Source organism: Methylobacterium sp. Leaf87, from assembly GCF_001422775.1.
Taxonomy (GTDB): domain Bacteria; phylum Pseudomonadota; class Alphaproteobacteria; order Rhizobiales; family Beijerinckiaceae; genus Methylobacterium.
Window position 1 is genome coordinate 74112 of the sequence record NZ_LMMI01000045.1, and the last position, 23818, is coordinate 97929.

The following is a 23818-nucleotide window of genomic DNA, read 5'->3' on the forward strand; positions in this document are numbered from 1 at the left end:
CGGGCGCCCTCAGATCAGGAAGGGCTGCGAGGGACCGGCGTCAGACCGCCAGCGCCTCGTTGAGGAAGGCTTGGAGCTGCGCCTGATGCTTCGAAAGCAGGCCCACCGCCGTGGAGGCCGAAGCAGGCCGACCGACGTAGCGCGCGCGCTTCACCGAGGACTGGGCCTGGCCGAGCACCCATTCGAGGTAGGGCTCGACGAAGGCCCAGGGGCCCATGTTCTTGGGCTCCTCCTGGCACCACACCACCTCGGCATTGCGGAACCGGGACATCTCGCCGGCCAACGCCTTGAGGGGGAACGGATAGAGTTGCTCGACCCGCAGGATGTAGACGTCGTTCAAGCCGCGCTTCTCGCGCTCGTCGTAGAGGTCGTAATAGACCTTGCCCGAGCACAGAACGACACGACGGATCTTGTCGTCCTTGACGAGCTTGGTGGCGTCGTCCTCGCGCTCGGCATCGTCCCACAGCACGCGGTGGAAGCTCGATCCCTCCGCCATCATGTCGATGCCGGACACGGCCCGCTTGTGACGCAGGAGCGATTTCGGCGTCATCAGGATCAGCGGCTTGCGGAACTCGCGATTGAGCTGGCGCCGCAGGATGTGGAAGTAGTTCGACGGCGTGGTGCAGTTGGCCACCTGCATGTTGTCCTCGGCGCACATCTGCAGGAAGCGTTCCAGACGCGCCGAGGAATGCTCCGGCCCCTGGCCCTCGTAGCCGTGCGGCAGCAGCAGGGTCAGGCCGGACATGCGCAGCCACTTGCGCTCGCCGCTCGAAATGAACTGGTCGATGACCACCTGCGCACCGTTGGCGAAGTCGCCGAACTGCGCTTCCCACAGCACCAGGGCATTGGGCTCGGCCGCCGAGTAGCCGTACTCGAAGCCGAGCACCGCCTCTTCGGACAGCATCGAGTTGATCACTTCGAGGCTGGCCTGCCCCTCGCGGATGGAGTTGAGCGACGTGTAGCGCTGCTCGTTCTCCTGATCGATCACCACGGCGTGGCGCTGAGAGAAGGTGCCGCGCTCGACATCCTGGCCCGAGAGGCGGACCCGGTGGCCCTCCAAAAGCAGCGATCCGAAGGCGAGTGCCTCCGCGGTCGCCCAATCGATGCCTTGACCGGTCTCCACCGCCTTGGCGCGGTTGTCGAAGAAACGCTGGATGGTGCGGTGGAGGTGGAAGCCGGGTGGCGGCGTGGTGATGCGCTGGGCGATCTCGCGCAGGATCTCCGTCGGCACACCGGTCTTGCCCCGGCGCGGATCGTCGACATCCTCACGCACGGCCTTGAAGCCGGACCAGCGTCCATCGAGCCAATCGGCCTTGTTGGCCTTGTAGTTGCTGGCGACTTCGAGCTCACCGTCGAGGATCGCGCGGAACTCCGCCTTGCGACCGTCGAGCTGCTCCTGGGACAGGACGCCCTCGGCGACGAGCTTCTTGCCGTAGGTCTCCAGCGCCGTCGGGTGCTTGCGGATGCGCTGGTACATCTTCGGCTGGGTGAAGGCCGGCTCGTCGCCCTCGTTGTGGCCGAAGCGCCGATAGCACAGCATGTCGATGACGACGGGCTTGCCGAACTTCTGCCGGTACTCGATGGCGATCTTGGCCGCGAACGTCACGGCTTCGGGGTCGTCGCCGTTGCAGTGGAAGATCGGGGCCTCGACCATCTTCGCGACATCCGACGGATAGGGCGAAGACCGCGAGAAGCGCGGATCGGTGGTGAAGCCGATCTGGTTGTTGATGATGAAGTGGATCGACCCACCCGTACGGTGCCCCTTCAGGCCCGACAGGCCCAGGCACTCGGCGACCACACCCTGTCCGGCGAAGGCGGCGTCGCCGTGGATGAGCAGCGGAACGACGCTGGTGCGGTGGACATGCGGGTTGGCGCGCTGGTCCTGCTTGGCGCGGACCTTCCCGAGCACCACCGGATCGACGATCTCGAGGTGGGACGGGTTGGCGGTGAGCGACAGGTGGACGTTGTTGCCGTCGAAGGCGCGGTCCGAGGATGCACCGAGATGGTACTTCACATCGCCTGAGCCCTCGACCTCGGCCGGATTGGCGGAGCCGCCCTTGAACTCGTTGAAGATCGCCCGGAAGGGCTTGGCCATCACGTTGGAGAGCACGTTGAGGCGGCCGCGATGGGCCATGCCCAGCACGATCTCGTGGGCGCCGAGCGCCCCGCCGCGCTTGATGATCTGCTCCAGCGCAGGGATCATGGCCTCGGAGCCGTCGAGGCCGAAGCGCTTGGTACCGGTGTACTTCAAGTCGAGGAACTTCTCGAAGCCTTCGGCCTCGATGAGCTTGTTGAGGATCGCGCGCTTGCCCTCGGGGGTGAAGGTGATCTCCTTGCCCTTGCCCTCGATGCGCTCCTGAATCCAGGCCTTCTCCTCCGGATTGGAGATGTGCATGAACTCGACGCCAAGCGTCTGGCAGTAGGTGCGCTCGAGGATCTCGACGATCTCGCGAACCGTCGAGAATTCGAGGCCGAGCACGTTGTCGAGGAAGATCGGACGGTCCCAGTCCTTCTCCTCGAAGCCGTAATGCTGCGGGTGCAGTTCCTCGTGGTCGCCGCGTGGGGCGAGACCGAGGGGGTCGAGCTTCGCATGCAGGTGGCCGCGCATGCGGTAGGCGCGGATCAGCATGATCGCGCGGACCGAATCCTTGGTCGCCTGCTCGACCGAGATGCCGGGAGCGGAGGCGACGACGACGCCCTTGACGGGCTCCTTGGCGGTGTCGCTCTTGGCGCGAATCTTATCGCCCATCGCCTTCTCGACGGTGGACCAGTTGCCGTCGAGGGCCGAGACGATCTCGCCGTTGGCGTGAACCGGCCAGTTCGGCTTTTGCCACGAGGCGCCGGCGGCATTCTTCTCGGCGGCGCCCTTGTCCTCGTTGAGGGAGCGGAAGAAGTCCTGCCACGCGGGATCCACCGAATTCGGATCGCGGGCATGAGCGGCCTGCAGTTCCTCGATGTAGGCGGCGTTACCGCCGTAGAGGAACGAGGTTTCGAGCGCGTCCTGGCGTGCCATCGTTCAGGTCATCCTACCGCTTGGCTCAAGGCCACCCCATCCGGGGCGACCGCCGCCCGATCCGGCGCCGGGCGCCGGGGATCGGATTTGGAAAGTCGGACGCAGGGTGAGCCGCGCCCGTCGGATCTCATATGGGTGCCCGAGCCTGAATGCGGCGCAACACAGGCCCGCGCACCGCAAGCGTCAGCCCTTGAGGACTTCGACGAGGGTGCTGCCAAGGCGGGCCGGCGAGGGCGAAACCCGGATGCCGGCCGCCTCCATGGCGGCGATCTTGTCCTCGGCGCCGCCCTTGCCACCCGAGATGATCGCGCCCGCATGGCCCATGCGGCGGCCCGGGGGCGCCGTGCGGCCGGCGATGAAGCCGACCATGGGCTTCCTACGGCCGCGCTTGGCCTCGTCGGCGATGAATTGCGCCGCTTCCTCCTCCGCCGAGCCGCCGATCTCGCCGATCATCACGATGGACTCGGTCCTGTCGTCGGCGAGGAACAGTTCGAGCATGGAGATGAACTCCGTGCCCTTCACCGGGTCGCCGCCGATGCCCACGGCCGTGGTCTGGCCCAGCCCCGCGTTGGTGGTCTGGAACACCGCCTCGTAAGTCAGCGTGCCCGAGCGGGAGACGATCCCCACCGAACCCGGCTTGAAGATGTTGGCCGGCATGATGCCGATCTTGCATTCGCCGGCGGTGACGATACCGGGGCAATTCGGGCCGACGAGGCGGGACTTCGAGCCTTCCAGGGCGCGCTTGACGCGGACCATGTCGAGCACGGGAATTCCTTCCGTGATGCAGACGATGAGCGGGATCTCGGCCTGGATCGCCTCGCAGATCGCGTCGGCCGCGCCAGGCGGCGGCACGTAGACGACCGAGGCGTCGGCGCCGGTGGCCTCGCGCGCCTCCGCCACCGTGTCGAAGACCGGCAGGTTGAGGTGCTTCGAGCCGCCCTTACCGGGGCTGGTGCCGCCGACCATCTTGGTGCCGTAGGCGATGGCCTGCTCGGAATGGAAGGTCCCGTTCTTGCCGGTGAAGCCCTGGCAGATGACCTTGGTGTTCGCGTCGATCAGGATGGACATGGGTACTCTCAGCCCTTCTTCACGGCGGCGACGATCTTCTGCGCGGCATCATCCAGGTCGTCGGCCGGGATCACGTTGAGGCCGGAATTCCGGATGATCTCCTTGCCCTTCTCGACGTTGGTGCCTTCCAGGCGCACCACCAGGGGCACTTCGAGGCCGACCGCCTTCACCGCCGCGATCACGCCGTTGGCGATCACGTCGCACTTCATGATCCCGCCGAAGATGTTGACGAGGATGCCCTTCACCTGCGGATCGGCGGTGATGATCTTGAACGCCGCCGTGACCTTTTCTTCACTCGCGCCGCCGCCGACATCGAGGAAGTTCGCCGGCTCCTCGCCGTAGAGCTTGATGATGTCGAGGGTCGCCATGGCGAGGCCGGCGCCGTTGACCATGCAGCCGATGGTGCCGTCGAGGGCGATGTAGGCGAGATCGTACTTGGAGGCTTCGATCTCCTTGGCGTCCTCCTCGGTCTCATCGCGCAGCGCAACAATGTCGGGGTGGCGGTAGAGGGCGTTCGAATCGAAGGAGATCTTGGCGTCGAGGCACTTGAGATGGCCGTCGCCGGTGAGCACCAGGGGGTTGATCTCCAGCATGCTCATGTCCTTGGCGGTGAACGCCTCGTAGAGCTTGGTGGTGAGGTCGCCCGCTTCCTTGGCCTGGGTCCCGGACAGGCCGAGCGTCTTGGCGACGAGGCGGCCGTGGTGGGGCATCACGCCGGTGGCCGGATCGACCGAGAAGGTGACGATCTTCTCCGGCGTGTCGTGCGCCACCGTCTCGATGTCCATGCCGCCCTCGGTGGAGACGACGAACGCGACCTTGCCGGTCTCGCGGTCCACCAGCATCGAGAGGTAGAACTCCGCCTCGATCTGGGCGCCCTCCTCGATGTAGAGGCGATTGACCTGCTTGCCGGCCTCTCCGGTCTGGATCGTGACCAGGGTCTGGCCGAGCATCTCGCCCGCGAACTGCTTCACCTCGTCGAGGGACTTGGTGACGCGCACGCCACCCTTGGCGCCGGCTGGCGCTCCCTTGAACGAGCCCTTGCCGCGGCCACCCGCGTGGATCTGCGATTTCACCACCCAGACCGGGCCGCCGAGTTCGCGTGCCGCCGCCTCGGCCTCTTCGGCCTTGAAGATCGGCACGCCGCGCGAGACGGGCAGGCCGAACTCCTTGAGAACCGCTTTGGCCTGGTATTCGTGGATGTTCATGCCAAACTCCTCCCTCGTCCCGGCCGGACCGGGCCTCCCGGTTTCCTTATAGCTCGGCTTGAGCGGGCCGATCGCACGACCCGCCGCCGAATCTTATGCGTTGTTAGGCGAGCGCCGGATTGATGCCCTTGCACGCCTCGATGAGGCCCTTCACGGCCCCGACCGACTTATCGAACATCGCCTTCTCGTCGTCGTTGAACGTAACTTCGAGGATGCGCTCGACGCCGTTCGCGCCGATGACGATGGGGACGCCGACATACATGCCGTTGATGCCGTACTCGCCGTTGAGATAGGCGGCGCAGGGCAGGACACGGCGCTTGTCGCGCAGGTAGCTCTCGGCCATGGCGATGGCGGACGCGGCGGGCGCGTAGAAAGCCGAGCCGGTCTTCAGCAGGTTGACGATCTCGCCGCCGCCCTTGCGGGTGCGCTCGACCATGGCGTCGAGCTTCTCCTGGGTCGTCCAGCCGAGCTTGACCAGGTCGGTCAGCGGCACGCCGGCGACGGTGGAGTAGCGCACCAGCGGCACCATGTCGTCGCCATGTCCTCCGAGCACGAAGGCGGTGACGTCCTCGACGGAGACCTTGAATTCGTCGGCGAGGAAGTGGCGGAAGCGGGCGGAGTCGAGAACGCCGGCCATGCCCACGACCTTGTGGGTCGGAAGGCCCGAGAACTTCTGGAGCGCCCACACCATGGCATCCAGGGGATTGGTGATGCAGATCACGAAGGCGTCGGGCGCGTGCTGCTTGATGCCGTTGCCGACGGCTTCCATCACCTTGAGATTGATGCCGATGAGGTCGTCGCGGCTCATGCCGGGCTTACGCGGTACGCCGGCGGTGACGATCACCACGTCGGCCCCGGCGATGCCGGCATAATCGCTGGCGCCCGAGTAGGCCGCATCGAAGCCGTCGACGGGGGCGGATTCGGCGATGTCGAGGGCCTTGCCCTGAGGCACGCCGTCGACGATGTCGAACAGGACGACGTCGCCGAGTTCCTTCAACCCGGCCAGATGCGCGAGGGTGCCACCGATCTGTCCGGCGCCGATGAGCGCGATCTTGCTGCGTGCCATGGGTAAAACGAGCCTCCGGTGATCGGGATAAGTGGGCGGTGTTCCGCTTGTGTGACGGGGTCCGACCTGCGGCGGCAGGATCGCACCGCCAAGCCTTCGTGTGGGTTCTGTGCGCTGCGGCGGTGTGTGGCGGAAAAGGCCCAGAGCTTCAACCGATGCTGGATCGGCATTGCACGGTTCGGGCCACACGTTCCCGACAATGCAGTTCGGGAGCATCGGCGAAAACACAGATGTTCGAAGGCGTTAGGAGCTCGAAGTCCCGCACCGTGCGGGAAGATTCCTTCGGTGACAGGAAAAACGTTCTGTCACGGAGGCTCAGAGCGCACCCGTTCGAAGGACCCGCTGAATGGCGAGAATCACGGCGCCGAGACGCGCCTCGATCAGGTCGGCCGGCAGATCCGCATCGTGTTGGATCGCCAGGGGATGGGTGAAGCGGTAGCTCGCGTCGAAGATGTAGGCGATGGCCCGCTCCCGATCCCGTGCCACGAAGGCACCCGTGGCCATGCCTTCCTCCACCACCCGCTCCACGAGCCCGCGCAGACGAACCCGATGGCGCCGGGCGATGGGGCGCGCGCCGACAGCCGCATCGAGATGGACGGAGAACAGGTTCGGCTCGTTGGCCAGGGTCAGGCGCTGGGCCGAGGCCAGTGCGGAGAGCAGCCGCTCGATCTTGTCGTCGGCGGGATCGGGCGCGTCGGCGATGCGGGCGAGTTCCGCCTCGACGTCGCGCAGCCAGCGGCCCGCGACGGCGTCGAGCAGCGCGTCCTTCGAGGGGAAGTAGCGGTAGACGTTGGCATGGGTCATCCCGGCCTCCGCCGCCACGGCCACCACCGTCACCCGCTTCGGACCGAGGCGGCGCAGGTGCTCGGTGGCGACAGCCAGGAGGCGCGCATCGACGGCGATCGGTGCCGTACGCGGCACGGAGCGACCGGCTCGGCTGGCCGAGGAGCGATCGGAGGATGGCTTCCGGGGCACGTCGTCGAGGAGCCCGTCCTCGAGAGCGTCGCCTGCGGCAAGACCTTTCCCAAACACGAAGGGCGGGCCGGGAGGCTGCATCGTTCGGGAACACCGACCACGGTTCGAGAGGGAGCGGGGGCCCCTCACCAAATCGCCAGCGTCGCTCACCACGACGTGCACATTCGCGAGCCCCGATGTCTCGCAGGTGCGAGACACTGGCCAAGCCCTTTAACGGGTCAGAACTTATTCTTCCAGGCCCTCAATGCAGTAAAGACGTGTACGGGCTCGGTTCCGGGTGCAAGATCGACCGCATGGGCCAAGGCGGGCTCTCCTGCCCGCAGGAACGGGTTGGTCGCCCGCTCCTCTCCCAGGGTTGTGGGAATCAGGAAGCGGCCTTCGGCTTTGGCACGTTCGGCCTCCTCCATCCGCGCCGTCAGCTTCGCGTTGTCGGGATCGACGGCCCGCGCGAATCCGGCGTTGGACAGGACATAATCGTGCCCGCTGTAGACCTGCGTGTCATCGGGCAGGCGGGCGAAGCGAGCGAGCGAGCGCCACAGGACGCTGGGCTCCGCCTCCATCACCCGGCCGCAGCCCAGGGTGAACAGGGTATCGCCGGCGAACACCAGGCCGGCCGCCTCGAACCAGTACGTGACGTGGTCGGCGCAATGCCCGGGCGTCTCCCAGACCTCGGCCGACAGCGCCCCGACCCGCACCACATCGCCCTCGGATACGGCGACGTCCACCTCCGGCACGGCTGCGCCTGCCTTGGCCGGAGCCGTCACCCGGGCGCCCGTGCGCCGCTTCACCTCGGCGATCCCCTCGATGTGATCCGCGTGCCGGTGGGTCACGAGGATGTCGGTCAGGGTCCAGCCCGCCTCATCGAGAGCGGCGAGCACGGGGCCTGCCTCCGGCACGTCGATGGCTGCACAGGCGCCCGTCTCGGGGTCATGCAGGAGCACGCCGATGTTGTCGCTGCGGCACAGGAAGGTCCGGATGTCCGGTCGGGGAGCGGGCATGGCATTGTCCTCGGCTTAGGTGTCCGATGTCGGCGGGGAACCGGGCCGGGTGCGGTCCGGTTCCGGCCGGGATGCCCGGCCGGCCTTCGCGGATCGGGCCCGGCGCATTCAGCTTGCCGGATTGAGCTTGGCGGATTGAGCTTGGCGGGGTTGCCGGAGTCGCCTCAGGACCCCATTGATGCGGGTGCGCGCTGCCGTTCCCTCAAATCAAGCACACCGGCCGCGCCGGACCCTCGCTCATGCGCCTCGACGTCACCGACCTGCGCGCCTTCTACGCCAGCCCCTTAGGCGGGGTGACGCACCGCATCGTCGCCCGCGCGATCCATGGCTTTCTCGGCTCGGTCTCGGGCCTGCGGGTGCTCGGGCTCGGCTACGCCACGCCCTATCTCGGGCCCGTCCACGTCATCGCCGAGCGGACGCTCGCCTTCATGCCGGCGACCCAAGGCGTGGTGAACTGGCCCGGCAGCGGGCGCTCGTGCTCGGCACTGGCCGACCCGACGATGATGCCCCTGCCCGAAGCCGCCGTCGACCGGGTGATCCTGGTTCACGCCCTCGAATCCGTCGAGAGTCCCACCGAGTTGCTCCAGGACGTCTGGCGGGTCCTGACGCCGGGGGGGCGGATGATCCTGGTGGTCCCCAACCGCCGCGGTGTCTGGGCCCGGCGCGACGCGACGCCCTTCGGCCATGGCCAACCCTACAGCCGCTCGCAGCTCGCGCGGCTGATGCGAACGACGCAGTTCTCCCCCGAAGGTTGGGCGGAGGCCCTGTACATGCCGCCGGTGCAGAGCCGCGTCTGGCTGCGCACGGCCGGGGCCTGGGAGCGCCTCGGCACTGGCCTGTCGCTGCCCTTTGCCGGCCTGCACGTGGTGGACGCGACCAAGCAGCTGTATCGACCCGTCGCCGTCCGGCGGGTCCGGCGGGCGACCCGCCTCGCCCCGGCCCGCGCCCTGGTGCCGGCCCCCTCCCCCGGTTGATCCATGCTGTCCATCTTCGCTCCCGAGGCGACGCTGCAGAGCTTCGTGCTGGCCCTGTCGAGCCTGTTCTCCATCGTGAACCCCATTGGGTCGGCGCTGATCTTCGCCCAGGTCACTGCACAGAACTCCCATGCCGACCGGGTGGAACTCTCGAAGCGCATCGGGTTCTACGCGGCGCTGATCATGCTCTCGGCGCTCTGGGCAGGCGCGCCGATCCTCAACTTCTTCGGAGTCTCCCTGGCAGCACTCCGCATTGCCGGCGGCCTCGTGGTGGCGGCTTCGGCCTGGACCCTGCTGACGGCTCCGGAGGCGCGCGAAGCCCGCAAGCACGCCGAGGCGAAGGGCAGCACGCCCGACAACCTCGCCGAACTCGCGTTCTTTCCCCTCACCCTGCCGTTCACCACCGGCCCCGGCACCATCGCGGTGGCCATCGCATTGGGTTCCAATCGTCCGGAGGCGGGGCCGGACCGCATCGGCTTCTATCTCGGCATGTCGCTCGCCGCCCTCGCCATCGCGGTGATCGTACGGTTCGTCTACGGCTCGGCCGACCGGGTGGTGACGCTGATCGGCCCCGTCGGCGCTCGGGTACTCGGGCGGCTCTTCGCCTTCCTGCTTCTCTGCGTGGGCACGCAGATCACCGTGAACGGCGTCACGGACGTGCTGGGGCCTCTGTTGCCGCCCCGCTGAGGCCGAGGCCGGCCCGCCCCGGCGGCCTTCGCCTTGGCAGGTCTGGGCGCCTTGGCAGGTCTGGCCCGAGGCTGTACCGCAGGGCTCCAATCGTTCGGGAAGGACACGGGGATGCGGCTCGTGGTGGTCGGCGCCGGTGGGCGCATGGGGCGGATGCTGATCCGCGCGGTGGCGGAAGCCGAGGACTGCACCCTCTCGGGGGCCATCGAACGCGAGGGTGCCCCTGTGCTCGGCCAGGATGCCGGGGTGCTCGCCGGTCTGGCGCCCCTCGGCGTCGCCGTCACCGACGATCCCCTGCCGGTCTTCGCCGCCGCCGAGGGTGTTCTCGACTTCACGACGCCCACCGCCACCACCTTTTTCGCCGAACTCGCCGCGCAGGCCCGAATCGTCCACGTGGTCGGCACCACCGGCATGGAGGAGGCGGATCTCGCCAAGCTCGCGGCGGCGGCCCACCATGCCCGCATCGTGAGGTCGGGCAACATGTCCCTCGGCGTCAACCTCCTCGCCGGCCTCGTGCGCAAGGTCGCCGCGGCCTTGGGCGAGGAATTCGACATCGAGATCGTCGAGATGCATCATCGCATGAAGGTCGACGCGCCCTCCGGCACCGCCCTGTTGCTGGGCGAGGCGGCGGCGGAGGGACGCGGGGTGGCGCTGGCCGACACGCGTATCTCGACCCGGGACGGGCATACGGGGGCCCGCCGGCCGGGCGACATCGGCTTCGCGACCCTGCGCGGCGGCACGGTCGTGGGCGACCACAGCGTCGTCTTCGCTGGCGCGGGCGAGCGCCTGACCCTGAGCCACCACGCCGAGGATCGGGCGATCTTCGCCCGCGGCGCAGTGCGTGCAGCGCAATGGGCCTTCGACCGGCCGCCGGGCCTCTATGGCATGGCCGACGTCCTCGGGCTCTGATAAGGCCCCGTCGTCATTGCGCGTTCAGCTTGTGGCGCGCACACACCGCCCGGCCCAGCCCGATGCTGCGCTGCAAGAGAATCAGATTCAGGGGATCGATCCGCGATGGAGCGCCTGCTTGTCCTCGCTCGCCACGGCCAGAGCGAATGGAACCTCAAGAAGCTGTTCACGGGCTGGCGCGATCCGGAGCTGACGGAGCTCGGCATCTCCGAAGCGCGCACGGCCGGGCGCTGGCTCGGGCAGCAGGGCCACCGGTTCGATGTCGCCTTCACCTCCAACCTGCGCCGCGCCCAGCGCACCTGCGCACTGATGCTGGAGGAGATGGGCCAGCCCGACGTGGAGACGATCCGCGCCGAGGCCCTCAACGAACGGGATTACGGCGACCTGTCGGGCCTGAACAAGGACGACGCCCGCGAGCGCTGGGGCGACGCCCAGGTGCACCAGTGGCGCCGCTCCTACGACATCCCGCCGCCCGGCGGCGAGAGCCTGAAGGACACCGCAGCCCGCGTGCTGCCGTACTACATCCAGACCATCCTGCCCCGCGTCATGGCCGGTGAACGCGTTCTGGTGGCGGCCCACGGCAACTCCCTGCGCGCCCTCGTGATGGTGCTCGACGGCCTGACCACCAAGACCATCGCCAGCCTCGAGATCGCCACGGGCATTCCGCTGGTCTACCAGCTCAAGGCCGACACCACGGTGGAGAGCAAGTCGGTGCTGGAACGCGACATCGACCACGACGAGTGATGGGGCTGCCGGCGGAGCTCCGGCCCGTCGAACTCCTGCCGGGACTGATCCACTACCCCGGCTACCTCGACGGACCGGCGCGGAGCCGGCTGGCGGCGGACCTCGCCGCCCGCCTCGCGGACGCTCCCCCCTACCGGCCCCGGATGCCGCGCACCGGCCGGCCCTTCTCCGTGACCATGAGCAATTGCGGCGCCCTCGGCTGGGTCTCGGACCGGTCCGGATACCGCTATCAGGCCCACCATCCCGAAACGGGCAAACCGTGGCCGGCGATCCCGGACCTCGCTTTGCGCGCCTGGGACGACCTGTCGGGTTATCCGGCCCCGCCCGAGGCGTGCCTCGTCAACGTCTACGACGCCGACGCGCGCATAGGCCTGCATCAGGACCGCGACGAGGCGGCCCTCGACGCGCCGGTCCTGTCCCTGTCGCTGGGTGCCTCCGCCCTGTTCCGCTACGGCGGCCCGAACCGGAGCGACCCGACGCGCTCGGTCCGCCTGCACGCGGGCGACGCCCTGATCATGGGCGGGGCCGCACGTCTCATCCACCACGGCATCGACCGCATCCTGCCGCACGCGCCGGATCTCCTGGACTCCGCCGAACCCGGCCCGGGCTTCCTCCCTCAGGACGGGCGATGCAATCTCACCTTGCGCCGCGTGACGCGGCCCGGAGATGCGCCGACGGCTTGACACGGACAGGACTGGGGCCGACCCATCGGGATTGATCGGTCCGGTTTACGGACGACAGAATGCCCGGCGCGACGAGACCGGGCACCCCGCGGAGAAACAGCTCGATGCGTCTGCGTAGCCTCGCCCGTCCGGCCACGATCCTGGCCCTCCTCCTCGGCCTGACGCAGGCGGGCCTGGCAGCCGATCCGATCTTCCCCGCGAGTTCACGTTTCGGCTTCGAGCCACCGCCGGACATGGTGTCCTCGAAGCGGTTCTCCGGCTTCGAGCGGGTGGAGGGCGGTGCCACGGTTTCGGTGGTCGAGTTGCCGCCCAACGCCTTCGCGGAACTGGAACAGAGCTTCACCGACGCGAACCTGAAGCAGCAGGGCTTCATCGTGTCCAACCGCCAGGCGATCAAGGTCGCGGGCGACGTCGATGCGGTGCTGTTCACCGGCGAGCAGCCGGCGGCCGACCCGAGCACCGGACCGGCGATCAAGAAGTGGATGCTGCTCGTCGGCGATCCCACGGTGACGGGCATCATCATCGCCCAGACCACACCGGACGCCGAGACCGACGAGAGCATGGTGTCGATGCTCACGGGCGTCCGAATCCGCCCCGAACTCACCCTGGACCAGCAGGTCGCAGCCCTGCCGTTCCGGATCGGCGACCCGGCGGGATTTCGGCCCGTGCGGGTGCTCGCCGGCAATTCCGTGCTGATGACCCAGGGCCCCAAGGACCAGATGGCCGCCCTGGAACAGCCGATCCTGGTCCTCGCCCAGGCCGTGCAGCCCCCGCCCCAGGCCGAGCAGCGCGAGGCCTTCGCCCGCACGGCCCTGGCCTCCAACCAGACCATGAAGGACTTCATCGTCGAGCGGTCGCAGAGCTACCGTCAGAAGGGCGTCGATTGGCACGAGATCGTGGCGCGGGCCACGGATACGCCGTCCGGCATCCCCGTGGTGGTCTCGCAGACCATCCGCTTCGCCCCGGACGGGTATCTCCGGGCCGTCGGCGTGGTGCGGGCCGACCACCGCGAGGGCGTCCTCGCCCGCTTCCGCGAAGTCGTCGACAGCGTGCAGATCAAGTAGGCGTTCGAGGGTCGTAAAAAAGGCGACGGCGCCCTCGGCACCGTCGCCCTGTCGGTCGAGCCCCGTCGTGAGGCGCGTGTCAGGCCGCGTCGGCCGGGTTGGCGGCGACGGGCTTCGGACCTCCCTTGGCGACGCCGACCAGGGCCGGGCGCAGGGTGCGGTCGCCGATCACGTAGCCGGACTGCATCACCTGAACCACGGTGCCGCTCGGCACCTCGGCGTCGGGAACCTCGAACATGGCCTGATGGCGGTTCGGGTCGAAGCGCTGTCCCTTCGGATCGATGCTCTTCACGCCGTGACGCTCCAGGGTCTTGCCGAGGTCGCGCTCGGTCAGTTCGATCCCATCGAGGAGCGCCTTGAACGCACCGGTGGCCCCGGTGCGCTCGGCCTCGGGCACGCTCTCCAGGGCACGCCGGATGTTGTCGGCGGCGTTGAGCATGTCGCGCGCGAAATTGGTGACGGCGTAGGTCCGTGCATCGGCGACCTCGCGCTCGGTCCGCCGGCGCAGATTCTCCATCTCGGCGAGCGTCCGAAGGACGCGGTCCTTGAACTCGTCGCGCTCGGCCACGAGGGTGGCCAGCGCCGCAGCCTCAGGGGCGCCCTCCGGCGTCGCTTCGGTCTGCGTGGTCTCGACCGTGGGGTCGTTCTCCATGTCGTTCGCCATCGTCACTTTTCGTCGGATCGGGGTTGCCGGGGATTGGCGCTGATATCAGGCGCGCGCGCCACGAAATCAACCGTGCAGCGTGCGGGGGATCCCGTTCCCGGGCCCAGGCCTTACGCTTCGCGCGGCGGCGGGGATTCGAGGAGGGCGTCGAGACCCTCGGCCCGCATGGCGGCGACGTCGCTGGCGAACACCTCCATCACGGCGGAGCGGATCGCCACCTGCCGATCGGGCTGGGTCACCCGCGTGCCGGTGAGGTCGGTGACGTAGAACACGTCCACGGCGCGCTCGCCGAAGGTCGCCACATGGGCCGAGGTGATGTTGAGGCTCAGCCGCCCCAGCGCCGCTGTCAGTTCGTAGAGCAGGCCCGGCCGATCGAGGCCGGTGATCTCAATGACCGTCTCGCGGCTCGACAGGGCATTGTCGATGGACATGTCCGGTGGCACCAGGAACGTCGGCGTACGCTTGTCCGGGGGATGCCGGTCGGCGACGAGGTCGGCGATGCGGATCTCGCCACGCAGCGCCCGCTCGATGGCCGTCGTGATGCGCTTGGCCCGGCGCAACTCGTCCTCATCCCGCTCGAACGCCCGCGACAGCAGGATCGAATCGAGGGCGAAGCCGTCCGTGGTGGTGAAGATCTGTGCATCGACGATGTTGCCGCCCAGCGCCGCGCAGGCCCCGGTGACGATGGCCAGCAGCCGCGGATGGTCGGGCGAGTAGATCGTCAGCTCGGTGATGCCGCGCACGGGGTCGGTCTCGTCCGCGGTGGCGACGGTTCGGCCTTCCTCCATCAGGGTCTCGAGGAAACCCGCATGCTTGAACTGGCGCGTCGCATCGACCTTGAGCCAGTAGGCCTGGTTGTGGCGGCCCGCATAGGCATCGAAGGCCTCGGACCCCCAGTCGGCGAGCTGCTCGCGCAGACCCATCTGGATCATGCGGACCCGGTCCGTGCGGGCGATCTCGGAATGGCCGCCGGAAAGCACCACCTCGGTCTCGTCGTAGAGGGTACGCAGCAGGGTGCCCTTCCACGCGGTCCACACGCCCGGCCCCACGGCACGGATGTCGGCCACGGTCAGGATCATCAGGAGCTTCAGCCGCTCCAGGGTCTGCACGATCCCGGCGAACTTCTCGATGGTCTTCGGGTCCGAGAGGTCGCGGCTCTGGGCCGTCATGGACATGAGCAGGTGATGCTCCACCAGCCAAGCCACCGTCTCGGTCTCGGCGGGCTTCAACCCGAAGCGCGGCCCGAGCTTCTCGGCGATGGCCGCACCCGCAATGGAATGGTCCTCCGGGCGGCCCTTGGCGATGTCGTGCAGGAGGACGGCCACGAACAAGGCCCGCCGGTTGGAGATCGAGTCGATCAGGCGCGAGGCCAGCGGATGGTCCTCTTCCGTGCGGCCGGATTCGATGGCGGTGAGGACGCCGAGGGCGCGCAGCAGGTGCTCGTCCACGGTGAAGTGGTGGTACATGTTGAACTGCATCATCGCGACGATGCGGCCGAAATCCGGGATGAAGCGGCCGAGCACGCCGGCCTCGTTCATCAACCGCAGGATGGTCTCGGGCGAATTCTTCGAAGTCAGGATGTCGAGGAACAGCCGGTTGGCCTCCTCGTCGGCCCGCAGGGAATGGCCGATGAGACGCAAGCTCCGGTTGGCCGCACGGGTCGCATCCGGGTGGATCGGCAGGTTGTGGCGGTCGGCGAGCCAGAACAGCCGGATCAGGTTCACCGGATCCTTCACGAAGGCATCGGCGTCGCGCAGGTTGATGCGGCCGTTGTCGTCCACGAAATCCTCCGCCTCGATGGCGGTGGCACGGAAGCGGTCGCGGAAACGTCCGATCCAGCGGTCGAGGACCGGCGTGCGCTTGGCGTGGCGCGCCTCGAGAGCGGCGCACACGATGGCGGTGAGGTCGCCCACATCCTTGGCGATCAGGAAATAGGCCTTCATGAAGCGCTCGACGCCGGACAGGCCGCCGCGTGGCTCGTAGCCGAAGCGCTCGGCGACCTTCGGCTGCAATCCGAACGACAGGCGTTCCTCCGAGCGGCCGGTGATGAAGTGCATGTGGCAGCGCACGCGCCACAGCAATTCCTCGCAGCGCTCGAACACCCGGTACTCCTCCGGGGTGAACAGCCCGGCGGGCACGAGCTCGCTCTGATCGCGAACCCGGTAGGTGTATTTCGCGATCCAGAACAGGGTGTTGAGGTCGCGTAGGCCGCCCTTGCCGTCCTTGACGTTGGGCTCGACGAGGTAGCGCGAGGCGCCCGCCTTGGTGACCCGCGCGTCGCGCTCGCGCAGCTTCGCCTCGACGAATTCGGGCGCCGTCCACATCACGAGTTCGGTATCGAACCGGGTCACGAGTTCCTCGTAGAGCCCCCGGGTGCCGAACAGGAACCGCGCCTCCAGCAACGAAGTGCGGATGGTCATGTCGGCGCGGCCCTCGCGCAGGCACTCCTCCACCGAGCGCGTGGCGTGGCCGACCTTCAATTTGAGGTCCCACAACACGTAGAGCATCGCCTCGACGACGCTCTCGGACCAGGCCGTCTGCTTGTAGGGCAGCAGGAACAGGAGATCGATGTCGGAGCCCGGCGCCATGGTACCCCGGCCGTAGCCGCCCGTGGCCACCACCGCGAGCTGCTCGCCCGTCGAGGGGTTGTCGTTCGGATAAAGCCGCCAGACCACGGCGTCGTGGATTGCGCGGATCACCGCGTCCGTGAGGTTGCTCAGGCGCTGGGCACAGGCGAGGCCGTCGCGCTCCTCGATGAGGCGGGCCTCGGCATCGGCGCGCCCGAGGTCCATCACGCGCCGCAATTCGGGCACGAGGACGGCCCGCAGCCGCGTCGCCTCCCGGGCGTCGCGGTCGAGCGTCTCGAGAACATCGGCGAGGGCGGCAACGGCGTCGAACATAGTCAACCCCGTTAGCACGTTGGCCGATCGGCGCCAGGGGCCTCGCGGAGGCCGGGCGTGGGGCGCGGGATCGCCCAGCATCGGGCGCGGGGCTGTTCCGAGCCGGAAACCGGGTCCCATCGGGCGAATGCGCGGCCAAACCGCGCCGATCGCCGCGTGCGGAGCCGCGCGTTCCCTCGATCTGGCCGCCATCGCACGAAGGCGTTAGGTTCGGGACCAACACCCAAAAAACACACGAGGAAACGCCCATGGACTCGTCGGCCCTGCGCTCGCTCCAGGCTCCGCTGAAGGATCAGTACCGCACCGACGCCGACTCCGCTTTGGTGACCCTGCGCGCCCGGGGCAGCCTCGACGACACATCCATCGCCTGCAAGGTCGAGACCGGACGCGCGCTGGCGGTGGCCGGCCTGCACCCGGCCACGGGGGGGTCCGGCGCCGAACTCTGCTCGGGCGACATGCTGCTGGAGGCCCTCGTCGCCTGCGCGGGCGTCACCCTCAAGGCGGTGGCGACCGTCCTGGAGATTGAGCTGCGCGCCGGCACCGTGAGCGCCGAGGGCGATCTCGACTTCCGCGGGACACTCGGCGTCGACAAGGGAGCCCCCGTGGGCTTCCGGGCGATCCGCCTGAGCTTCGCCCTCGACACCGACGCGCCCCAGGACAAACTCGACCAGCTCCTGAAGCTGACGGAGCGCTACTGCGTCGTGTTCCAGACCCTGAACCACAAGCCGGACCTGTCCGTCTCGAACACGCGGGGCTGAGTTTCGAAGGGGAGATCTGCGAAGGGGAGATCTGCGTTTCGGGCGCGCCGGCCCTATCTCCCCTTCACATGATGATTTTCGAGTGGATCGTCGGCGTCCTGTTCGGCGCCGTCCTGTTGGCCGCCCTCGCCCGGCGCGTGGGCGCGCCGTATCCGGTGTTCCTGGCGCTCGGCGGCATCGCCCTGGCCTTCATCCCGGCGGTACCGAACCTCGTCCTCGACCCGGAACTGGCGCTCGCCCTGTTCCTCGCCCCCGTCCTGCTGGACGCCGGCTACGCCACCTCGCTCCGGGATCTGCGCACCCATTGGCGCCCCATCGCCGGCCTGGCGCTCGGCGCCGTGGTGGCCTCGACGCTGGCCGTGGCGTTCGTGGCGAAGCTCCTCCTTCCCGACATGCCCATCGCGGCCGCCATCGTGCTCGGCGCCATCGTCGCCCCGCCCGATGCCGTGGCGGCGCTGTCGGTGCTGCGCCACGTCGAACTGCCGCACCGCCTCACCACGATCCTGCGCGGCGAGAGCCTGCTCAACGACGCCGGCTCCCTGCTGATCTACCGCCTCGGCGTCACCGCGGCCGTCACCGGGACATTCTCCATCGCCGAGATCGGCCCGGCCTTCCTCATCGGCATCCTCGGCAGCGTCGTCGTCGGCCCGATCCTGGCCTACGCCTACACCCGGGCCATGCGGCCGGTCACCGACGCGCCGAGCGTCATCGTCCTGCAATTCGTCGCCGCCTTCGGCATCTGGATCGGGGCCGAGCACATCCACCTGTCGGGGGTGCTGACCGTAGTCACCTTCGCCATCACGGCGGCGCGCCTCACGGCCGGGCGCACGCCGCCGCGCACCCGCATCGTCTCCTACGCCGTGTGGGACACGGCGGTGTTCGTCCTCAACGTGCTCGCCTTCGTGCTCATCGGCCTGCAGATCGGCCCGATCCTCGAGCGCCTGCCCCGGGAGCAGCAGATCTCCTACGCGCTCGTGGGCGGGGCGGTGTTCCTCACCGTGGTGGTGGTCCGCATCGTCTGGGTGCTGTCGGCCAACCACTTTTCACGATTGGGGGCCGAGGGCGAAACCAGTGATGACCGCGGCCCGGGCGCCGCGACGGCGGTGGCCTGGGCCGGCATGCGCGGTATCGTCACCATCGCGACGGCGCTGGCGCTTCCCGAGGGTGATCCGGGGTTTCCCTACCGCGACCTCATCGTGCTCACGGCCTTCTGCGTCATCATCGGCACCCTCACGGTCCAGGGCCTGACCCTGCGCCCGCTGCTGGGACGCCTCGGCCTCAAGGACGACGATCCGGTGGGCCGCGAGATCGGGTACGGCCGCACCCAGGCCTACGGCGCGGCGCTCCACAGCCTCGAGGGCGAGACCGGCGCCCATGTGGACGCCCTGCGGGAGGAGTTCCGCGCGGCCCTCGACCAGGCCGGCAGGCAAGAGGACGGGTTCGCCTCCGAGACCCTGCCGGCCGACGCCGCACGGCGCAGTACCATCGAGGCCGCCCGCGACCGGGTGCTCGCCCTGCGCCGCTCGGGCGAGATCGGCGACGACGCCTATTACGTCCTGGAGGAGGAGTTCGACTGGGCCGAGCTCAACGCGACGCCGCGCGCCGAGCGGTGAGGTTCAGGCGGAGAGCACCGTGCTCACGCGGGCTTCGATGGCGTCCCACACGGACACCGCCAGATCGGGGCCGCCCAGGCGCTTGATCGCCCGGATGCCGGTGGGAGACGTGACGTTGATCTCGGTGAGGTTGCCGTCGATCACGTCGATGCCGACGAGGATCAGGCCGCGCCGCCGCAACTCGGGACCGATGGCGGCGCAGATCTCCAGTTCACGCGGTGTCAGGTCGGAGGCCGCCGCTGCCCCGCCCCGCACCATGTTGGAGCGGATGTCGTTGAGGGCTGGCACCCGGTTGATGGCGCCCAGGGGTTCGCCGTCGACGAGGATGATGCGCTTGTCCCCCTCGGTGATGCGCGGCAGGAAGCGCTGCACCACCCATTGTTCGCGGAACGTCACCGAAAACAGATCGAACATCGAGCCGAAATTCGCGTCCTCCGGCAGCACCCGGAACACCGCCGCGCCGCCGTGGCCATGGAGCGGCTTCATCACGATGGCGCCGTGCTCGGCCCGGAACGCCTCGATCTCCGCCTTGTCGCGGGTGATGAGGGTCGGCGGCATCAGGGCGGGAAAATCGAGGACGAACAGCTTTTCGGGCGCGTTGCGCACTTCGGCCGGGTTGTTCACCACCAGGGTCGAGGCCGGCAGCCGCTCCAGCATGTGGGTCGCGGTAATGTAGGCCATGTCGAAGGGCGGGTCCTGGCGCATGAGCACCACGTCCACCTCCGACAGGTCCATGCGCTCGGGGACACCAAGGGTGGCGTGCGCACCCTCGACGTCCTGCACCGTCAGGGTTTCCACCCGCGCGGTCACCCGACCGCCCTGGAGCGACAGCCGGTCGGGTGTGTAGTGCAGGAGCCGGTGCCCTCGCGCCTGCGCTTCGAGCAGCAGGGCGAAGGTGGTGTCACCAGCGATACGAATTGCCAGGATGGAATCCATCTGGACCGCGACGGTCAGGGCCATGGCTCTCGAACTCCGGATCTCGAAAAGGGTGGAGAGCCGCCCCCGGACGCTACTTCTTGCCGCCGGTGCGCTTGTCGTAGTCGCCGATGGCAGCCTTGCACTCGGGCGACAGGCGGGCGCGGTTGCGATCCATGCAGGTCTCTGCGTCCTTGCTGTTGGGATCGACACCGGCGCAGAGGCGGAAATAGTCGTTCGCGCAGCCGAGCTGCAATCCCTGATCCTCGCGCTGGGCCTGGGCCGGACCGGCCGCCAGTACCATCAGGGCGAGCGGCGCGATCTTCAGGGCCGTCGAGAGGCTCAAGGGTCGTGACGTAACCACACGCATCCTGCGGTGTCCTTCGTTCGGGGAAAGATTGAAAGGGGCATATCGGGCCGCCCCGGCGCTTAGCAAGCGCGCGAAAGCCCACGCTTGTTCCCGTGCCTCGCGACATGGTCGGACGGCCGCAGTTGATGGCCCGGACAAAAAACCCCGCTCGCGCGAGCAAGCGGGGCCGAGTTCAAGGGAGGGATTGCCCGCCATGGGCGGCAAGGCTCATGCAAGCCATGCGCCACCCAATTTCCAAGCCATGCGGCATCCAAGCCACACCGGACGCCCGTGATGGAAAGGCGGCGTCGGTCGAGCCGTTCGACCGCTCTCGCCCCCGCCTTGGCAACAATCCGTTAACCACCCCGTGATGATCTCGGCCCACGAGAACGCCGATCGGACGACCCCGCAGGGTGTCTCCTCCTTCGGTCGAGACGGCACGGGGAGCCCGTGGCGCGCAAGAGCAACGGGACGGGATCGCAGCCGATGAACTTCGACAGGTCATCTTATACGGGGGGTCCCGAGCGTCCGACGGCCACCGTCGTGACCTTCCCGCGTGACGGACGCCGCCGCTTCCGGCGCAGCGCCGACGCGGCGCAGGACCCGCGCGGGGCGATTCTACTGTTCACCGGTATTCGCTACGAGCGCATGACCGAGGCCAGCACCCCGATCGGACCCGAGACTCCGGCCCCCCGCCTGCGTCGGCGCTCCTGAGGCGCGGCCTCGCGAGTCCCCGGCGACCGGACCCGACGATGGCGATGGCGATGGCGGCCGATCCTCTCTCCCGTCGCATCGCGACGATCACGGCGATCCTCGTGATCGTCACCGGCTGCGCCCAACAAGGCGATTTCGGTCGCCCGAAGCCGGGAGCCTGGAACAGCCTGATCGAGACCACCGGCACCCTGGCCGCGCGCGAGCGCGGGGAGCCGGCCTCGGCCTTTCCCTTCACGGATGATGAGATCACCCTGCGCGACCGGGTCTGGCGCCTCCTGATGCCGGCGGCGGGGCACGATGCCTTCACGGACGCCCTCGCCAACCTGACCCGCAGCCGCGTGCTGCCGCGATCCTGGCGCCCGGACGACCCGGCGGCGTACTACGCCACCCTCATGGATGGTCCGTTCCGCTCGCCCGTATCGCGCTATCACCGTCTGTCGGAGGATATCGGCATCGATGCGCGCCTGCTGCCGGTCTTCGCCGCCATCGCCGCGCGGGTGAACCAGGCCGACGCCCTCCGTCTGCGTAGCCTGCCCTTCGCCAAATCCCTGGACGACCGCGACGTGCGCCAGGCTGCCATGCGGGTGGCCGAGAACCGCTGCCTCGTCGCCTGGGTCCGGACGGAGACGGACCTGCGGATCGCGCGCTACCGCTACGCCCTCGAACACCTCCTCGTCGCCGTTCCCTCGCCGGAGGCGGCCCTCGTCGAGCGGATCCTGCGGGCCCTGGAGGAGCGTCGTCCCCTCCTCGTGCCCCTGGTCCCACCGGCGACGGAGGAAAGCTGCGGCGGCTGGGAGGAGCGTGCGATAGACGCTGCCCCCGCCCCGAGGCCCCTCGTCGTCAAGAACTGAGGACCGAGTCGAAGGTGCGTCGTCCGGTGCGACGCCTCGGCCAGACCGATCCGGATCCGAACACGCGTCCAAGTCGGATTCTCCACGATCCCTGGGCGGGGAGGACAGTATGGGGCGTTTGCAACCTGCCGAACCGTTGGGCGGCATTGACGGTCTCGGGCGAGGTTCGCCGCACGCCGGAGCGCCGGACGCAGGGAGATGGTGGCGTGCGCTCGCGTGGCTGACGTTTACGGTGATCGCCGCCCTTGTCGTGGTCGGCCGCCCCGATCTCAGGATCGACGATGCGTACATCACGCTCCACAACGCCCGAACGCTGCTCGCCGGCGGCGCGGACCCGGCCTATGCCGGTTCCACGGCGCTGACGGGGGCGACGAGCGCCGTCCATCTCTTGGCGATCGCGGGTCTCGGGCTTCTTCTTCCGCTGGAGACCGCGAGCGATCTCGTCGGTCTCCTCGCCATTCTGCTCTACGTGGCCGGCCTCGACCGTATGGCCGTGCAGGCGGGATGCAGCCGTGTGGTGCTGATCTGCCTCGGACTCCTGGCCGGATACCAGACGCTGCACCTTGTCAACGGCCTTGAAACCGGACTTGCGGCGGCAGCCATCGCCTGGAGCCTCGTTCTACGCGACGCGCGGTGGCTGCCCGTGCTGTGCGGAACTCTGCCCTTCCTCCGGCCGGAACTCGCGTTGCTGGCCCTGCCCCTCCTCGTCCGGCAGTGCTGGCTGGTGCGTGGGGCACCCTCGCAGGTGCTGCGGATCACGGCCCTCGCGGCCGCAGCGGCGATCCCCTGGGTGGCGTTCTCATGGATGATGACCGGCAGTCTCGTCCCGGCGACGGGCGGCGCGAAGATCGCGTTCTTCGCGGAGGCGCCCCTCCCCCTCGCCGACAAGCTCATGATCGCGTCCTCGGCGATCCTGCACTCCGCGCTCCTGATCGTCGCCATCGGCGGCATCGGGTTGTGGCGCAGGCGGGCGGGATGGTGTGGAGCCATATTCCTTCTCGCTTGGCTCGGGTCCGCGACCTGGGTTTTCCCCGGCGGCCTGTCGCACAATTACTGCCGGTATCTCGCGGAAGCGGTGCCGGTCCTGCTCTTCGGTGCGGCCGGCTTGCTCACAGCCGAGCGGCGACGGGTGGCCTGCGTCGCGGTGCTGTGCCTCGTGTGCCTGCAGGTGAGGACCCTTCAGGCAGCTTGGGAAACGCAGCGGATGGCGCAGGCTCGCGAAGCGATGGTGGCCACCCTGCGCGCAACGGTTCCGGCGAACGCGCGCGTGGCGGTGCATGACGCGGGTTACGTGGCCTGGCGCCTGCCCGAACTCCGCCTGACCGATGTCGTCGGCCTGAAAACGCCGTCCAGTGCGCTCGCGTTCGTGCGTCATCCTGTCCGGAACGAGGATCGGGGACCCGCCCTCGCGGAAATCTTCGCATCCTCCGGAGCCGAGTATTTCGTCTGCCTGACAGATGATCCGTTCTGGACGACCCTCGCCACCGACCTCGCACGCGTCGGTCAGTCGATGGAACCCCTCGGGCAAGGCGGAGCGTACACCGTCTTCCGCCTCGGAGTGCTGCCGGCGGCGCCCCCTTGACGGGCTTTCAGAGCGCCTCACAAAACGCCCGATCACCGCCGGTTCTCACCCTGAGTCCGACAGCGCAGCGGGAGTTTTGTGAGAGA

Annotated in this window: 21 protein-coding genes; 11 read left to right on the plus strand and 10 right to left on the minus strand. The window is 68.6% G+C overall.

Features of this window, described 5'->3' with window-relative positions:
• Positions 1-40 precede the first annotated feature (40 nt).
• The 6 genes from ASF22_RS16940 to gloB form a co-directional block, all read right to left on the minus strand.
• Positions 41-3013 (minus strand): 2-oxoglutarate dehydrogenase E1 component, encoded by a 2973-nt coding sequence (locus ASF22_RS16940; protein WP_056266531.1) that lies wholly within the window; start codon positions 3011-3013, stop codon positions 41-43.
• Between the two features lie 183 nt (positions 3014-3196).
• Positions 3197-4081 carry a succinate--CoA ligase subunit alpha gene (gene sucD, locus ASF22_RS16945; protein WP_056176345.1) on the minus strand — a complete coding sequence of 295 codons (885 nt, stop codon included), beginning with the start codon at positions 4079-4081 and terminating at the stop codon, positions 3197-3199.
• 8 nt (positions 4082-4089) lie between these two features.
• A complete protein-coding gene (sucC, locus tag ASF22_RS16950) occupies positions 4090-5286 on the minus strand; it encodes an ADP-forming succinate--CoA ligase subunit beta (protein ID WP_056176342.1) in 1197 nt (398 codons plus the stop codon).
• A 103-nt stretch (positions 5287-5389) separates the two neighbouring features.
• Complete coding sequence (mdh, locus tag ASF22_RS16955; RefSeq protein WP_056176341.1) at positions 5390-6352, minus strand: malate dehydrogenase; 963 nt, start codon at positions 6350-6352, stop codon at positions 5390-5392.
• 315 nt (positions 6353-6667) lie between these two features.
• On the minus strand, positions 6668-7273 hold the full coding sequence (locus ASF22_RS16960) for a TetR family transcriptional regulator (protein ID WP_244472908.1): 606 nt from the start codon (positions 7271-7273) through the stop codon (positions 6668-6670).
• A 272-nt stretch (positions 7274-7545) separates the two neighbouring features.
• Positions 7546-8325, minus strand: coding sequence for a hydroxyacylglutathione hydrolase (gene gloB, locus ASF22_RS16965; RefSeq protein ID WP_056266536.1), 780 nt, complete (start codon positions 8323-8325; stop codon positions 7546-7548).
• A gap of 239 nt (positions 8326-8564) precedes the next feature.
• Here gloB and ASF22_RS16970 point away from each other — a divergent pair, with 239 nt between their 5' ends.
• From ASF22_RS16970 to ASF22_RS16995, 6 genes are all read left to right on the plus strand, one after another.
• A complete protein-coding gene (locus ASF22_RS16970; RefSeq protein ID WP_056176335.1) occupies positions 8565-9299 on the plus strand; it encodes a methyltransferase domain-containing protein in 735 nt (244 codons plus the stop codon).
• A gap of 3 nt (positions 9300-9302) precedes the next feature.
• Positions 9303-9986 carry a MarC family protein gene (locus tag ASF22_RS16975; RefSeq protein WP_056176332.1) on the plus strand — a complete coding sequence of 228 codons (684 nt, stop codon included), beginning with the start codon at positions 9303-9305 and terminating at the stop codon, positions 9984-9986.
• Between the two features lie 111 nt (positions 9987-10097).
• Complete coding sequence (gene dapB / locus ASF22_RS16980; RefSeq protein ID WP_056266539.1) at positions 10098-10895, plus strand: 4-hydroxy-tetrahydrodipicolinate reductase; 798 nt, start codon at positions 10098-10100, stop codon at positions 10893-10895.
• 105 nt (positions 10896-11000) lie between these two features.
• Entirely contained in the window at positions 11001-11639 is a 639-nt protein-coding gene (locus ASF22_RS16985; RefSeq protein ID WP_056176327.1) for a 2,3-bisphosphoglycerate-dependent phosphoglycerate mutase, read from the plus strand.
• Positions 11639-12322 carry an alpha-ketoglutarate-dependent dioxygenase AlkB gene (locus ASF22_RS16990; protein WP_056266542.1) on the plus strand — a complete coding sequence of 228 codons (684 nt, stop codon included), beginning with the start codon at positions 11639-11641 and terminating at the stop codon, positions 12320-12322. Before ASF22_RS16985 ends, ASF22_RS16990 begins: the two co-directional genes overlap by 1 nt.
• A 104-nt stretch (positions 12323-12426) precedes the next feature.
• A complete protein-coding gene (locus tag ASF22_RS16995) occupies positions 12427-13386 on the plus strand; it encodes a hypothetical protein (RefSeq protein ID WP_056266544.1) in 960 nt (319 codons plus the stop codon).
• A 79-nt stretch (positions 13387-13465) separates the two neighbouring features.
• On the opposite strand, the gene grpE is transcribed toward ASF22_RS16995, so the two are convergent.
• Both grpE and ASF22_RS17005 read right to left on the minus strand, forming a co-directional pair.
• Entirely contained in the window at positions 13466-14050 is a 585-nt protein-coding gene (gene grpE / locus ASF22_RS17000; protein WP_056176319.1) for a nucleotide exchange factor GrpE, read from the minus strand.
• 110 nt (positions 14051-14160) lie between these two features.
• On the minus strand, positions 14161-16950 hold the full coding sequence (locus ASF22_RS17005; protein WP_056176316.1) for a [protein-PII] uridylyltransferase: 2790 nt from the start codon (positions 16948-16950) through the stop codon (positions 14161-14163).
• 248 nt (positions 16951-17198) lie between these two features.
• Between ASF22_RS17005 and ASF22_RS17010 the strand changes: the two genes are divergently transcribed.
• Positions 17199-17708, plus strand: a complete 510-nt coding sequence (locus ASF22_RS17010; RefSeq protein WP_056266546.1) for an OsmC family protein — start codon at positions 17199-17201, stop codon at positions 17706-17708.
• A gap of 68 nt (positions 17709-17776) precedes the next feature.
• Positions 17777-19321 carry a sodium:proton antiporter gene (locus ASF22_RS17015; RefSeq protein ID WP_056266549.1) on the plus strand — a complete coding sequence of 515 codons (1545 nt, stop codon included), beginning with the start codon at positions 17777-17779 and terminating at the stop codon, positions 19319-19321.
• 3 nt (positions 19322-19324) lie between these two features.
• Here ASF22_RS17015 and gshB read toward each other — a convergent pair whose 3' ends face one another.
• Together gshB and ASF22_RS17025 are read right to left on the minus strand one after the other, a co-directional pair.
• Entirely contained in the window at positions 19325-20281 is a 957-nt protein-coding gene (gene gshB, locus ASF22_RS17020) for a glutathione synthase (protein ID WP_056266552.1), read from the minus strand.
• 49 nt (positions 20282-20330) lie between these two features.
• The gene (locus tag ASF22_RS17025; protein ID WP_056176304.1) at positions 20331-20606 is read right to left on the minus strand and encodes a hypothetical protein; all 276 of its coding nucleotides are present in this window, start codon (positions 20604-20606) and stop codon (positions 20331-20333) included.
• Positions 20607-21128: 522 nt separating this feature from the next.
• Here ASF22_RS17025 and ASF22_RS24555 point away from each other — a divergent pair.
• From ASF22_RS24555 to ASF22_RS17040, 3 genes are all read left to right on the plus strand, one after another.
• Positions 21129-21299 carry a hypothetical protein gene (locus ASF22_RS24555; RefSeq protein WP_200927154.1) on the plus strand — a complete coding sequence of 57 codons (171 nt, stop codon included), beginning with the start codon at positions 21129-21131 and terminating at the stop codon, positions 21297-21299.
• Positions 21300-21337: 38 nt separating this feature from the next.
• Positions 21338-22150, plus strand: coding sequence for a hypothetical protein (locus ASF22_RS17035; protein WP_200927156.1), 813 nt, complete (start codon positions 21338-21340; stop codon positions 22148-22150).
• 232 nt (positions 22151-22382) lie between these two features.
• Complete coding sequence (locus ASF22_RS17040) at positions 22383-23732, plus strand: hypothetical protein (protein ID WP_056266554.1); 1350 nt, start codon at positions 22383-22385, stop codon at positions 23730-23732.
• Positions 23733-23818 lie beyond the last annotated feature (86 nt).

Excerpts from the sequence above, each read along its gene's own strand:
- ASF22_RS16995 (WP_056266544.1), top strand. The coding sequence starts at position 12,427 with ATGCGTCTGCGTAGCCTCGCCCGTCCGGCCACGATCCTGGCCCTCCTC.
- ASF22_RS17025 (WP_056176304.1), bottom strand. The coding sequence starts at position 20,606 with ATGCGTGTGGTTACGTCACGACCCTTGAGCCTCTCGACGGCCCTGAAG.
- gshB (WP_056266552.1), bottom strand. The coding sequence starts at position 20,281 with ATGGCCCTGACCGTCGCGGTCCAGATGGATTCCATCCTGGCAATTCGT.
- gloB (WP_056266536.1), bottom strand. The coding sequence starts at position 8,325 with ATGCCCGCTCCCCGACCGGACATCCGGACCTTCCTGTGCCGCAGCGAC.
- ASF22_RS16990 (WP_056266542.1), top strand. The coding sequence starts at position 11,639 with ATGGGGCTGCCGGCGGAGCTCCGGCCCGTCGAACTCCTGCCGGGACTG.
- ASF22_RS17005 (WP_056176316.1), bottom strand. The coding sequence starts at position 16,950 with ATGTTCGACGCCGTTGCCGCCCTCGCCGATGTTCTCGAGACGCTCGAC.
- ASF22_RS16940 (WP_056266531.1), bottom strand. The coding sequence starts at position 3,013 with ATGGCACGCCAGGACGCGCTCGAAACCTCGTTCCTCTACGGCGGTAAC.
- ASF22_RS17035 (WP_200927156.1), top strand. The coding sequence starts at position 21,338 with ATGGCGATGGCGATGGCGGCCGATCCTCTCTCCCGTCGCATCGCGACG.
- ASF22_RS17015 (WP_056266549.1), top strand. The coding sequence starts at position 17,777 with ATGATGATTTTCGAGTGGATCGTCGGCGTCCTGTTCGGCGCCGTCCTG.
- ASF22_RS16975 (WP_056176332.1), top strand. The coding sequence starts at position 9,303 with ATGCTGTCCATCTTCGCTCCCGAGGCGACGCTGCAGAGCTTCGTGCTG.
- dapB (WP_056266539.1), top strand. The coding sequence starts at position 10,098 with ATGCGGCTCGTGGTGGTCGGCGCCGGTGGGCGCATGGGGCGGATGCTG.
- sucD (WP_056176345.1), bottom strand. The coding sequence starts at position 4,081 with ATGTCCATCCTGATCGACGCGAACACCAAGGTCATCTGCCAGGGCTTC.
- mdh (WP_056176341.1), bottom strand. The coding sequence starts at position 6,352 with ATGGCACGCAGCAAGATCGCGCTCATCGGCGCCGGACAGATCGGTGGC.
- ASF22_RS16985 (WP_056176327.1), top strand. The coding sequence starts at position 11,001 with ATGGAGCGCCTGCTTGTCCTCGCTCGCCACGGCCAGAGCGAATGGAAC.
- grpE (WP_056176319.1), bottom strand. The coding sequence starts at position 14,050 with ATGGCGAACGACATGGAGAACGACCCCACGGTCGAGACCACGCAGACC.
- ASF22_RS16970 (WP_056176335.1), top strand. The coding sequence starts at position 8,565 with ATGCGCCTCGACGTCACCGACCTGCGCGCCTTCTACGCCAGCCCCTTA.
- sucC (WP_056176342.1), bottom strand. The coding sequence starts at position 5,286 with ATGAACATCCACGAATACCAGGCCAAAGCGGTTCTCAAGGAGTTCGGC.
- ASF22_RS17010 (WP_056266546.1), top strand. The coding sequence starts at position 17,199 with ATGGACTCGTCGGCCCTGCGCTCGCTCCAGGCTCCGCTGAAGGATCAG.